At 42.1% G+C, this 12,728-nt stretch carries 15 protein-coding genes; 2 read left to right on the top strand and 13 right to left on the bottom strand.

The genetic code is table 11. From position 1 onward, the window contains the following. Window positions 1-65: 65 nt before the first annotated feature. The 5 genes from FB592_RS13940 to FB592_RS13920 all read right to left on the bottom strand — a co-directional run bounded on the left by FB592_RS13940 (window position 66) and on the right by FB592_RS13920 (window position 2,733). The gene (locus FB592_RS13940; RefSeq protein ID WP_003230126.1) at window positions 66-239 is read right to left on the bottom strand and encodes a hypothetical protein; all 174 of its coding nucleotides are present in this window, start codon (window positions 237-239) and stop codon (window positions 66-68) included. A gap of 66 nt (window positions 240-305) precedes the next feature. Then, a complete protein-coding gene (locus FB592_RS13935; protein ID WP_038829725.1) occupies window positions 306-869 on the bottom strand; it encodes a 5-formyltetrahydrofolate cyclo-ligase in 564 nt (187 codons plus the stop codon). A gap of 84 nt (window positions 870-953) precedes the next feature. Next, the gene (gene rpmG / locus FB592_RS13930; RefSeq protein WP_003153056.1) at window positions 954-1,103 is read right to left on the bottom strand and encodes a 50S ribosomal protein L33; all 150 of its coding nucleotides are present in this window, start codon (window positions 1,101-1,103) and stop codon (window positions 954-956) included. A gap of 83 nt (window positions 1,104-1,186) precedes the next feature. Then, window positions 1,187-2,266 (bottom strand): glycosyltransferase family 4 protein, encoded by a 1,080-nt coding sequence (locus tag FB592_RS13925; protein WP_141949670.1) that lies wholly within the window; start codon window positions 2,264-2,266, stop codon window positions 1,187-1,189. Next, a complete protein-coding gene (locus tag FB592_RS13920; protein WP_038829723.1) occupies window positions 2,263-2,733 on the bottom strand; it encodes a hypothetical protein in 471 nt (156 codons plus the stop codon). Before FB592_RS13920 ends, FB592_RS13925 begins: the two co-directional genes overlap by 4 nt. A gap of 179 nt (window positions 2,734-2,912) precedes the next feature. Between FB592_RS13920 and FB592_RS13915 the strand changes: the two genes are divergently transcribed. Both FB592_RS13915 and FB592_RS13910 read left to right on the top strand, forming a co-directional pair. Next, entirely contained in the window at window positions 2,913-3,266 is a 354-nt protein-coding gene (locus tag FB592_RS13915; protein WP_003245993.1) for a hypothetical protein, read from the top strand. Next, window positions 3,263-3,727, top strand: a complete 465-nt coding sequence (locus FB592_RS13910; protein WP_038829722.1) for an endolytic transglycosylase MltG — start codon at window positions 3,263-3,265, stop codon at window positions 3,725-3,727. The genes FB592_RS13915 and FB592_RS13910 overlap by 4 nt, the downstream gene beginning before the upstream one ends. Window positions 3,728-3,755: 28 nt before the next feature. Here FB592_RS13910 and pstB (FB592_RS13905) read toward each other — a convergent pair whose 3' ends face one another. The 8 genes from pstB (FB592_RS13905) to sodA all read right to left on the bottom strand — a co-directional run bounded on the left by pstB (FB592_RS13905) (window position 3,756) and on the right by sodA (window position 12,590). Next, on the bottom strand, window positions 3,756-4,538 hold the full coding sequence (pstB, locus tag FB592_RS13905; protein WP_014480273.1) for a phosphate ABC transporter ATP-binding protein PstB: 783 nt from the start codon (window positions 4,536-4,538) through the stop codon (window positions 3,756-3,758). Between the two features lie 10 nt (window positions 4,539-4,548). Beyond that, on the bottom strand, window positions 4,549-5,358 hold the full coding sequence (gene pstB / locus FB592_RS13900) for a phosphate ABC transporter ATP-binding protein PstB (RefSeq protein WP_015384102.1): 810 nt from the start codon (window positions 5,356-5,358) through the stop codon (window positions 4,549-4,551). 20 nt (window positions 5,359-5,378) lie between these two features. After that, window positions 5,379-6,263, bottom strand: a complete 885-nt coding sequence (gene pstA / locus FB592_RS13895) for a phosphate ABC transporter permease PstA (RefSeq protein WP_003230103.1) — start codon at window positions 6,261-6,263, stop codon at window positions 5,379-5,381. Continuing rightward, on the bottom strand, window positions 6,263-7,192 hold the full coding sequence (pstC, locus tag FB592_RS13890) for a phosphate ABC transporter permease subunit PstC (RefSeq protein ID WP_014477352.1): 930 nt from the start codon (window positions 7,190-7,192) through the stop codon (window positions 6,263-6,265). The genes pstA and pstC overlap by 1 nt, the downstream gene beginning before the upstream one ends. Before the next feature lie 68 nt (window positions 7,193-7,260). Next, the gene (locus FB592_RS13885; protein ID WP_077671441.1) at window positions 7,261-8,163 is read right to left on the bottom strand and encodes a phosphate ABC transporter substrate-binding protein; all 903 of its coding nucleotides are present in this window, start codon (window positions 8,161-8,163) and stop codon (window positions 7,261-7,263) included. Window positions 8,164-8,318: 155 nt separating this feature from the next. Further along, entirely contained in the window at window positions 8,319-10,469 is a 2,151-nt protein-coding gene (pbpA, locus tag FB592_RS13880; protein ID WP_014477354.1) for a penicillin-binding protein 2A, read from the bottom strand. Between the two features lie 113 nt (window positions 10,470-10,582). Then, window positions 10,583-11,875 (bottom strand): MFS transporter, encoded by a 1,293-nt coding sequence (locus tag FB592_RS13875; protein ID WP_003230095.1) that lies wholly within the window; start codon window positions 11,873-11,875, stop codon window positions 10,583-10,585. 106 nt (window positions 11,876-11,981) lie between these two features. Then, window positions 11,982-12,590: a superoxide dismutase SodA gene (gene sodA / locus FB592_RS13870; RefSeq protein WP_004398583.1), complete on the bottom strand. Its 609-nt coding sequence runs from the start codon at window positions 12,588-12,590 to the stop codon at window positions 11,982-11,984. Window positions 12,591-12,728: the final 138 nt, after the last annotated feature.

The raw sequence follows: 12,728 nt of genomic DNA, 5'->3' as shown, positions 1-12,728 counted from the left end.
TCATTATAACAGCTGGCGCTCCGAAACGCCTACTGAAAGCAAAAAATCCCGTTTTTCACGGGATTTTAGAAAGCTTGCTGTATAAACTTATTGCGGATAAATGGAATTCTTAAAAACAAATGGATAAAAGACCGCCTGATTCCTGGCTGGCTGAGTACAGTATTCATAAGACGGTAGCGATTTTGATAAAACATGACGGCAGAAACCGCGAAAATGGCATAAATCAAAAGTTTTTTCATGATATCCCTCCTGCCAATAGGGTTTGTTATTCTACCTTATTTATTCTCGAATAAGGGACAGGAAAGTTATGAAAAACAAGAAATAATCCGATCCTCTGTTATCAGCTTTTGTACCGGGATGTCATGTGGCAGACTGGGTACGTGCGCATACAACTGGCACTCCAAAAGCAATGAGACTGTCTTCCCTTCATATTCACTTAAATAGCGATCATAATAGCCGCCTCCAAAGCCGACCCTAAACCCGTTAACATCAAAACAAACACCTGGAACGATCATCAAGTCAATTTGTGATGGGTTTACTACTTTTGTTTTTTCAATTACCGGCTCGAGCAGTCCGGCGTAAACGGTTTCGAGCTGATCATCAGTCTGATATGTGCGAAATTGCATTTTCTTCGTGTCCGGATGGCATTTTGGGATGCAAACTTGTTTCCCTTCTTCCCAAGCCTGCTCAATGACAGGACGCGTCGGTATCTCTAATCCTCTGGAAATAGTGACGGCAATGGTGCCGGCATTTTGCCACTCCGGCAGAGAAAACAAGTACTTATACATACGTTCCGTTTTTTGAAGAATATCTTCATTTGATAAAGCAGACAGTGCCTCCAGCGTCTTTTTTCTTAATTGTGATTTCATCTCTCATCCCCCTCGGAATAGAAAAAAAGCCAGAACCTTTTTCAAAGCTCTGGCTTTTTTCTTACACCTCAAACAGCAAAGCTGTTATTTTGTTTCACGGTGTAACGTAGATTTTTTATCACGTGGGCAATATTTTTTAAATTCAACGCGGTCTGGATTGTTGCGTTTGTTCTTTTTAGAAATATAGTTACGCTCACCACATTCAGTGCAAGCCAAAGTAATATTAACGCGCATTATTTTCCCTCCAAACTAAAATCATTTACTTATTCAGACTTATATATAATACCACTATAATGGACGGAATGCTAGGCTGTTTTTCAATGAATTGCTGAATTATTGAAGATACGCTCATAAAGCTGCAAATATGATGACGTAATGAGTCGGGGGTGGTGGAGCTTGAACACTTGTTGTCTGCCAGCTTCTTTTATCCGGCGGGCTTTTCCCCGGTCTTTTAAAAAACTGTCCAGCAGATCAGCCGCTTCCTGTACGAGCGTAAAATTAGCGATGATTGCCGTTTTGTCATGAACGGCATAATCACAAAAACCACCCGACTGAGAAACGACAGTCAGCACACCTTGTTCCATGCTTTCTTGCGCGGCAAGCCCAAACGGTTCATAAGAACTAGGGAAAACAGCCATTTCACAGTGAGACAGTAACGTTCTGATGTCTTTCCTATTGAGAAACGGCAGAAACATGACACGATCCTTCAGGTTATATGCCGCAGCCAATTTCTCATAGGAGGACAGAGACGGCCCCTCCCCAGCCAGCACTAGATAGAGGTCAGGCTGACGCTGCTTCAAGATGGCAAATACCTTTAACAGCTGCGAAAATCCTTTTTCCGGAACGAACCTTCCATATGAAAAGAGGAATCTTCTATTTATGCTTCTTTGGATTTTCCCCTTCTCTTCCTCCATAGATGCAGGGCTTGGGATAACGGTTATTTTTTTATGTGCTGCCTTATTAAGAGACCGCTTCATAAATGTGCTTAATACGATCAATGCATCAGCGGATTCTATAAGGAGCCGTTCGGTCTTGAGCCTGTATGGGTGTGGGGCTTCTCGGCACACCTTCTTCCTTTCTCTTTCAAGACCGTGGATTGTCGCAGTAAGCGGAAGGCCAAGCCGTTGTTTCAAATACTGGGCGGCAGGGGCTGTTGTGTCATCATGAGCATGAATCAGATCAAAGCGTTCATTGTGTGATAACACATGGCGAACCATTGTAAAGTTAGCATCAGCTATGTAATCTTCAAACTTCGCATACGAAAACAACTGCCCGCTCGGAGTATAAACCGTAATGTTGATATGAGGCTTTAAATAGGAAATGAGGCGGTTTAAATGGTCACCGAGCCCGCTTTTCGGCTCATCGGGATGTTCGGGTGAAAGCATGAGAATGTTCACCGTTCTTTTTCCCCTCTCCCATAACAGGTGTATGCAGAAAATTGCGCCTCCCAACTGGTGTGCGCTTCTTCAATCTGAAAACTGTTTATATGACGAATCCCATTTTCATCAAGATAGATGTCGTCTGTACCGGCAAGCTTGAGAGAGACATTCATTGAATTCACAATTCTGTATTCAGCCCGATATACAGCATCACCAGCCGCCTGTCTAATCGTCCATTCGCCTTTATCATACGTTGTGCGTTTTGTCCTGACAGCTTCAATGTCTTTTCTTTTGATGACAATGCGCAATTCTTTTATCATATCCTGCGTTTTTTCGAAAAGGACCGCTTCAGCCAGCCGCATTGTTTCTTCTGAGATTTCCCAGCTTACGGTCAAGGTGTGGGCGTTTTGAATGATTATGTCGAATGTGTCCCTAAAAAAGGAAAGCTTATGTCGTATATTATAGGGAAATGGGTGTTTATCCATGGACTCCTAACATTCTCCTTTCCAATCGTTCACTTCGTGTTCCTATTAAACCATTACATAAAGAAGAAGCAAAGAAAGATTTCTCGACAAAATCTCGTTTTTTTCGCGAATTCCTTTAGAAACTATTGGTTTTATGGTATAAAAAAGAAGGATAAAAAAAGAATAGAAGGTGATGAAACGTGGAAATTGCTATTATTGCGTTGTTTATCGTCAGTATAGCGCTAATTGCATTCTCATATTCTCAAAGAGACCCGATGAAAGATGTAGAACAGGAGCTCGAAACACTGCAGCTTTCTGCGATGCAGGAAATTTACAAGCTCAAAAAGAAAATGACAGTGCTTGAGGAAGAATTACTGGAAACAAACCTTGTCATTCGCAAATCAAAGCAGAACGACATCAATCAAAAAATCGCTAAACAAATACTTTCTAAATATAATAACGGTATGTCAGCTGAAGCGATTGCTAAAGCTGAGCATGTATCAGTGGAAGACGTGAATACGATTATCAAAGATAATGAGAAGGTGCTCGTATGACAAAACGGGGCATTCAGGCATTTGCTGGCGGCATCATTTTAGCGACAGCCGTTCTTGCAGCTGTTTTTTATCTGACTGACGAAGACCAGGCCGCTGCTGTAAAAGATAATAAAACAGTAACTGAACAAGACGTGAACAATTACCTTGATTCTAAAAAAATGGTTTCTGTGAACCGTGATGAATATCAAAAACTTCTTGATTCAAAAGAGAAATCGTTGACCGATGACGGCAGCTCAGACACGAAAACAGACAAAGTCAAAACGTACAAGCTCAAAATTAAAGACGGCATGAGCACGGCGGATGTATCTGCTATTCTTGAAAAAGAGGGCATTATCTCCTCGGCTCAAGACTTTAATGACTACGTCATTGATGCCGGCTACCACAAAGAAATTCGTGCCGGCGAGTTTAAAGTAAAATCAGACATGAGTTTCAAAAAAATCGTAAAAACGTTAACACGATAAAAAAACAGGCTGACTCAGCCTGTTTTTTTCATCCAAACTTTCCTGAAATGTAATCGAGCGTTCTTTGGTCCTTCGGGTTAGAGAACATTTTATTCGTATTGTCGCATTCAACAAGCTCGCCCATGTAGAAAAAGGCGGTTTGATCAGAAACCCTTGCTGCCTGCTGCATGTTATGCGTGACAATGACAATTGTATATTTATTTTTCAGCTCTAGAATGAGTTCTTCAATTTTTCTCGTTGAGATTGGATCTAGTGCAGATGTCGGTTCATCCATCAGCAAAATATCAGGATTGGTCGCAAGTGCTCTGGCGATGCAAAGACGCTGCTGCTGGCCCCCTGACAGCGAAAGAGCGGACGTATGCAATCGATCCTTCACCTCATCCCATAACGCCACGTCTTTTAATGACTTTTCCACAATTTCCTGAAGCTTCTTCTTATTTTTGGTGCCGTGGACTCTCGGTCCGTAAGCCACATTATCAAAAATAGATTGCGGAAACGGATTCCCTTTTTGGAATACCATGCCGATATTTTTTCGCAAATCCACGATGTCCACTTTATCCTTTAAAATGTTGCTGCCATTATAGTTCAGCTCACCTGCAAGCTTTACATTCGGCGTCATTTGAATCATTAAATTCAATGTCTTGATAAAGGTCGATTTCCCGCATCCGGATGGTCCGATAATCGCCGTAACCTCATTTTCATAAATGCTCAAATTGATATTTTTTAAAGCATGATGCTGCCCATACCATAAGTTCATTCCATTGACTTGATATACTTCCTGTTTCATTACAGCTTCGGTAGCAATACTCATTGCCGCCCTCCTATCCGAATTTCCCGTTAATATAATCCTCTGTCTTTTGCTTTTTCGGACTCGTGAAAATCTGTTCGGTCTGTCCGTATTCTACAAGCTCGCCGTTTAAAAAGAATGCCGTCCGGTCAGAAACCCGCAGAGCCTGCTGCATATTGTGCGTGACAATAATAATTGAGTATTCTCTTTTCAATCCTGTAATTAATTCCTCTATTTTTGCATTTGAAATCGGATCAAGCGCTGAAGCTGGTTCATCAAGCAGAAGAACAGCCGGTTTCATCGCAAGCGTTCTCGCGATGCATAAACGCTGCTGCTGGCCGCCGGATAACGAGAGTGCGGATGAATGTAAACGATCCTTCACCTCATCCCAGAGGGCCGCTTTTGTTAAACTTTCTTCCACAATTTCATCTAAAACAGCTTTATTCCGCTCTCCGGCATATTTCAATGCATGTGTGATATTCGCATAGATCGATTTCGGAAATGGATTTGGTTTTTGAAAAACCATTCCGATTTCTCTTCTCAAGCTGACAACGTTAATATTGCCGCCCAATATATTTAATCCTTCATAAAGGATTTCACCTTCCGCTCTTGCAGATGGAATTAAATCGTTCATTCGGTTAATATTTCTCAAAAAAGTGGATTTTCCGCATCCCGACGGCCCAATTAAAGCAGTCACCGCATTTTTTTCAATATCCATGTTTACATGATGAACGGCTTGTTTATTTCCGTAAAAAATAGACAGATCTTTGACCTCAAGCACGTGGTTCTGCTTCGGAACAATAACAGCACGCTCAGGTTTTTCTTTTACCATTTGTTCAGACATGTTTTTCGCCTCTTTCCGTTCTAATTTGCCGTAAGCTTTTTGTAGATCATCGTGCCAAGCCATCTCGCCGCGAGATTAAACACAAGAACAGAAATCACCAGCACGGCAGAACCACCGTTGGCAATCGCTTCAGCATCCGGAATCATTCCTTGTGTATTGACGTTCCAAATGTGGACCGCAAGTGTTTCAGCGGGCCTGAAAATATTAAGCGGTGATGTTTCCGAAAACGGGTTCCACTCCGTAAAATTAAGACGCGGTGTTGTCAGGCCTGCCGTAAATAATAATGCGGCCGCTTCCCCGAACACCCTTCCTGACGCTAAAATTGCTCCTGTGATAATAGAAGGAATCGCACTTGGAATTAAAACCGTTTTTACGGTATGCCAGCGTGATACACCTAAAGCGAGAGAGGCTTCCTTCAGATCTTTAGGGACTGAACGGATCGCGTCTTCTGTCACACGCACCATGACAGGAAGGTTAAAAACAGTTAACGCAAGCGCCCCGCCTATGATCGTATATCCCCAGCCTGTTAAGTTGACAAACATCAATAATCCAAACATCCCAATGACAATAGACGGAAGAGATGAAAGCACCTCTATACATGTTCTGATGAAGTCAGTTACTTTGTTATTAGGCGCGTATTCAGCCATGAAGACTCCGCCGCCCACACCGAGCGGGATTGTAATCAGCATTGTAATAAACAAAATATAAAAGGAGTTAAACAGCTGATCTCGTATGCCTCCTCCAGCTGCAATGGCGCTCGACTTTGTTGTAATAAATTGAAAACTGAGCTGAGAAACACCGTTTATAATAATATAGGAAAACAAACCTACTAAAATGGCAGCGATAATGGCTGCACACAAACCAAACATTCCGGTCGCCAGTTTATCTGTTATTTTGCGGTTCATTACACTTTCCTCCTAGATGACAAGTAGCGAATAAGCAGGATGAACAAGAATGACATCACCAGAAGCACAAGCCCCATTGACCACAGCGTATTGTTTTCAACACTTCCGTATGTGGTGTGGCCCATATTCAGCGTGATGATCGTTGTCAGCGTTCCCGCAGTGTCAAACAGGCTTTCCGGCAATACTCTTGTATTTCCAATGACCATCTGAACAGCCAAAGCTTCACCGAACGCCCGAGCCATGCCTAACACAACAGCTGTCATCAATGTTGGAAAAGCAGCAGGCACAAGTACTTTTCTGATCGTCTGCCATCTTGTGGCACCAAGCGCGTAAGAACCCTCTCGTAAACTCTTCGGAAGAGAAGCCATTGCATCAGCAGAAATCGATGTGATCGTCGGCAGAATCATGACGGAAAGGACAATCGTTCCCGCCAATAAACTGTGCCCTGTTCCGCTCGATTTGAACTGGGCGATAAACGGCACCAATACTGTAAGACCTATGAATCCATAAACAACAGATGGAATACCGACTAAAAGCTCAATCACCGGCTGCAGCACTTTCTTTCCCCAATTCGGGGCAATCTCTGTCATAAAAATCGCACCTGCAATGCCAAGCGGCGCAGCGATTAGAGCAGAAAGAATCGTTACTGCAAATGAGCCAAAAATAAATGGCAGCACTCCGTATTTCGGATCACTATCTGTAGGATTCCAATTTAAGCTCGTTAAGAATTCAATTGGGCTTACACCATTTACAAGAAAAGATTGCAGCCCCTTCACGCCGAGGAAAATGGTAATCGCAACAGATGCCGCAATCATAATCAGTGCACAAGCTGTGACTATCATTCTTCCCCGAACTTCATCCAATTGCCGATTTTGCCTAGAGCTGATTAAGCGCTCGCTCACAGACATATTTTCTCTATTGTTTATCATTGTTTTACACTCCTATGAATGTGTTAAGAGGAGAAACGGTTGTCCCCGCACTCCTCTTTTTATTAAGATCAGCTTTGCTTCCCGTTGGCATCACGTGTCACTTTCATATCAGTAACTGGAATGTAGCCTTGGTCAGTAACAATGCTTTTTTGAATGTCTTCACTCTTTAGATAATCAAGAAATTCTTTAGCTAAACCTGTCGCTTCACCTTTTGTATAAGAATGCTGATAAGCCCAGATCGGATACTCGCCAGTTGTGACATTTTTCGCTTCAGGTTTTACACCATCAATTGATAGAGCAGTTACTTTGTCATCTGTTAAATATGAGAATGCAAGATATCCAATCGCTCCAGGAGTATCAGCAATAATTTTTTTCACCGTGTTGGAGGAATCTTCAGTAATGCCTTCTGCAGGTTCTTCTCCGTCAAGCGCATATTTCACAAATGTAGCACGTGTGCCAGAAGAATCAGGACGGTTTACAAGTGTAATCTTTTGGTCTTTGCCGCCGAGCTCTTTCCAGTTTTTAATTTTGCCAGTGAAGATTTTTTTCAATTCATCTTTTGAAATATCCTTCACACCAGCATCAGGGTTTACAGCTGCTGCCATACCAACTACAGCGACTTGATGATCGACAAGCGCTTTTGCATCGATGCCTTCTTTTTCTTCAGCAAAAACGTCTGAATTCCCGATCTGAACAGCTCCTTCAGAGACTTGAGAAAGCCCTGTTCCAGAACCGCCAGCTTGTACCTGTATATCAGCATCAGGGTTTTCTTCCATAAATTTTTCCGCGGCTGCAAGTACTAGTGGCTGCATTGCCGATGAACCAGAAATGGTTAAAGAACCTGATGCCTTTTCTTCTCCTTTTGCAGAATCGCTATTCGATTTTTTACTTTCTCCTGCATTTCCGCATGCAGCTGCAATCATCATAAATGCAGCCATCAGAAGCATAAGCACCAATTTGTTTTTTTTCATTTCCTGAATTCCCCCTGCGTATAATGTGTAATTTGTCCTACACGTATAGAGTAAAGGTTCTATGTAAAAAGGGTTTGAACCGAATGTTAAGGTTTTGTAAATCAGTGCGTTTTTTTGTATAAAAAAAAACGCCCACATCATGTGAGCGTTTCTTTTTAGTTATCAGAAGACGTTGTGTTTTCTGCATTTTCTTCAATTTTGTCTTTATTCTTTTGCTGAGTATCTTCTTTGTCCTGCTTCGATTTCAGCTCAAAATATTTATCCATTACTTCCCTGCCGATTTCGTTTGTAATGGTATATTTAGCGCTGTAATCAATATAAGCCCAAGGGACTACTACAGAGATCGCAATCTCAGGATTATCAGCCGGTGCATAGGCAACAAGTGTCGTATTATAAGTCGATGTTCCTGTTTTTGATTTATCAGGTCCATCATAGAACGATTGTGCTGTTCCTGTTTTACCGGCAGGCTGATATGACGCTGAAGCAAATTGGCTGGCAGCTGTCCCTTTTGTCATCACCCGTCTGAATCCGGCCTGAACCTCTTTAATATATTCACTCTTCATGTCGATTTTATTCAGCACTTCCGGCTGAACGGATTGTACGACAGCACCGATTCCTTTTTCAGGATTAGGATCCCTGACTTCTTTCACAAGCTGAGGTTTTAAGCGATACCCGCCGTTTGCAATCGTTGATACGTATTGCGCCAGTTCCAGCGGTGTATATGTGTCGTATTGGCCGATTGCATAGTCAAGCAAGAATCCCGTCAATCTGTCTGTTCCTTTATAGCCTGTCATTTCATTCGGAAGATCAATTCCAGTTTTGACACCTAATCCAAATTGGCTGAAATAATTACGGAACGTATCAAAGGCCGTCGTATCAATCGGTAAAGCTTGGTGCGGTTTATATTCACCTTTTCCGAGCGCGATCGCTGTTTTAAACATAAATACGTTAGAAGACTGCTCTAAGGCTCTTTGAATATTGACCGGTCCTAAATTAGTCCATGACTTTTTACCGCGTTTATCCTGACCAATATATAAAGGTTCATCTTGAAAAACAGTATTCAGATTGATAGCTCCGGTTTGAAGGCCTGTCAAGACTGTTGCGCCTTTGACTGCTGAACCCATGGCGTAAGATGACGTCATTGTACCTAAAGCGTAATCATCAATTTTATATTTCCCATTTTCTTGTTTAATCTGCTTGCCCGCCATTGAAAGCACTTCACCGTTTCTTGGGTCCATCATGACAACGAATGCCCGGTCTAACAATTGCGTGCTTGGTCTTGCTTTAGCAGATTTGAGGTTCTTCTCAATGATTTTTTCCACTTCTTTTTGCAAATCAATGTCAATCGTAAGGACGAGATCTTTACCGGCTTTGCCTTCAGATACCGTTTTTGTTCCCGTGACATTGCCGTTTGAATCTGTGATATTTTCGACTTTGGCTTTTTGGCCCTGCAGAAGGCTTTCGTATTGGTATTCCAGATAACTTTTTCCGACCCTGTCATTTCGGCTGTAGCCAAGCGACAGATAATGGTCGAGCAAGTTGGACGGCAATCCTTCATTAGAGCTGGACACACTTCCGAGCACTGAGCGAAGAAGGTTTTTATACGGATATTCACGTTCCCAATCGGACGTGACATCAACACCTGGCAGTTCGTCTAAATGTTCACTTACCACTGCCATTTCCTTCGCTGATACATCTTCGTTTTTGATATATTGAGGGGTCAATGCATAGCCCGAATCCATCTGTCTTTTGATAGCGAGGATCTGCATATCTTTATCCGTCAATTCATTCAGCTGCTTATCAGTAATCCGTTTTAGCTGAAGCTGGTATAAATCGTCATCGGATATTTTTTTGTCTTCAACCTGCTGTCTTTCTTTAGAGCTAATGAGCTTTTTCGCTTCTTTCGGTCTAGTCAAAATCCAATAATCTTTTTTATCCCGTTCTGTTACTTTTTTTGTATCGACTTTGATCATGTCAGACAGCTTTTTTGCGATCTTTAAGCGCTGTTCTTGCGTGGTCGATTTAGATCTCGTGTATGTGATTGCATTTAAAGCTTTATTTGTCACAATGGCATTAAAGTTTCGATCATAAATTTTCCCGCGCGGTACCGCTGAGCTGACTTCACTTTGTTCCTGCTTATTCGCTTGGTTTTTGTAATCATCGCCTTGCACGATCTGCTTGATGCCCAGTTCCACAATAATCCAGGTAAATATAACAAAGGCAGCTAAAAATAAAATATTCAGCCGGATCGGAAGCGACTTCTTTTTCTCTTTATGATTTTGCTTTTTTGGTTTATTTCTCCTCATAACATCACCTTTTCTATTTACAGAAAGAAAAGACACTCAAGTAAGAGTGCCAGTTTTCATTTTAAAGGTTTTTTCGACTTTTTTCTACAGATAACCCCTTTTTGGCAAAAAAATTATCTCTCGCCTTTTAACAGGGTCGGTTCTGTTACCCGTTTTTGGCCATCTTCTTCCATGGTTTCATTTTCCCCTTCTTTCTCCTTAAAACGGATATCCTTGACAAAGTAATAAATCAAAGGATGTCCTATACCCAATATCGCAAGTGACAAAGGAATTCCCACATCCTCTTTCAGAAGGGCCACAATCAGGAGAAAGCACAAAATGGAAACAATTCTGCCGGCGTTCAAGAACATTTCTCTAAGCACGATATATTCAATTCTTGCTTTTCTGGCATGCCTCGCCCGCCCTATCACATCATATGTAAGTGATACATATGGCACAAGCAACAGAGGATAGCCGATGGCAATAAAAACGCCGTACGTTAATAATGTCGAAAAGCTCATATGAAACAGAATCAAAAACAGCGCGCCATACAAAATAAGTCCGCCCAGCAAAATCGATTTTTTTCTCGCCTTTTTCTTAATCAGCCTGGATGCAAAGTAGTAGGCAAAGAAGGAAACAGCTGAATTGACAAGACCGAATGTACCGAGAGCAAGTTCGCTGTTTGTCTCAATAAATACAAACACACTGATTAAAAAGACAAAAATCCCTTCTCTCAAACCCTGAAAAAAATGCGCATTCGTGATTCTCCGCCAATTCATATTGCTATGGCGCTCTCCAAATACTTTGCTCAGCATAAAACGGCCCTTTGATTCTCTCCGTTTTAAGAAAAAGCTCATCACGACAGCCAGGGCAAATAAACTGAGGGAGAGACTGAAAATCACTGTATAACCCGTATTATTTTCAAGCCTTGAGATCACGAATCCGGCTACAATCGGGCCGATCATTCCTGCAGAGGAAGACAGAATGCCCATAAACCCGTTGAAAAAGTCTCGTGTATCCGGCTCTGTTATTTCAAAGGTCAGTACGTTAAACGCTAGCCAATAAAAGCCATAGCCAACTCCGAGCACCGCGCCGATTAGCACGAGACGGCTGGCCGCCGTTTCTCCGGCTAAAAGCACACTTAAATAAAAGGCAGCTAAAAAAATGACGCCGAACCTTAAAATGAATACCCTGTCTATTTTTTTGGCTAACCGTCCAGCCAAATAAAAGGTTATCGGCTGCATTGTCACAATGGATAAATTATATATCGCCAAATCAATAAATTTCCCTGACTGCTTCCAAAGATACACATTAACAAATGTATTGGACAGTGCAATTCCCAGCGAGTAAAGCCCGCCAATGGTCAGCAGAAAGAGTAACCCTTTGTTTACGTCTACATCGCCTATCACTTTTTTTAGTTTGCTCATTACTGACTCCCCTTTACTATCCCTTAGTCTGTCTCACTCAAACCGAGATATGTAAAAAGAAGACATAAAAAAACAAGGTCCCATAATGAGGACCTTGTTTGTGCCATTATTTTGCTTCGCTGTATAGACGAGCCACTTCGTCCCAGTTTACAACATTCCAGAAAGCTGAAATGTAATCAGGACGGCGGTTTTGATAGTTAAGGTAGTAAGCATGCTCCCAAACGTCAAGACCTAAGATAGGCGTTTTGCCTTCTGAAAGCGGAGAATCTTGGTTTGGCGTGCTTGTGATTTCAAGTTTACCGTTGTTCACAACAAGCCATGCCCAGCCAGAACCGAAGCGTCCAGCTGCTGCTGCTGCGAATTGCTCTTTGAATTTGTCAAAGCTTCCAAATACACTGTTGATCTCTTCAGCAAGCGCGCCAGTCGGTTCGCCTCCGCCGTTTGGAGATAAAAGTGTCCAGAATAATTTGTGGTTCGCGTGTCCGCCGCCGTTGTTGCGGACTGCAGTGCGGATGTTTTCAGGAACAGAATCAAGATCAGCAACAAGCTCTTCAACTGATTTGTTGGCAAGAGCAGTGTTTCCTTCAACCGCTTTGTTTAAATTTGTCACGTATGTGTTGTGGTGTTTCGTATGGTGAATAGTCATAGTTTCCTTGTCGATATGCGGTTCTAAAGCATCGTACGCATAAGGTAATTCTGGAAGTTCGTAAGCCATGATAATTCCTCCTTAGTATATATGTACTGAAATGCCGCTTCACAGCGAGCCTTTCTTCATTCAATGTAACAAAAGAATGCTTTGTAATCAATGAAAAAGCTCACGATTTGGCTCATTTCAGCGGACATATTTCACTTT

The sequence above is a fragment of the Bacillus sp. SJZ110 genome (assembly GCF_006715455.1).
GTDB lineage: Bacteria > Bacillota > Bacilli > Bacillales > Bacillaceae > Bacillus > Bacillus subtilis.
This window is presented reverse-complemented; position numbering and strand designations above follow the sequence as displayed.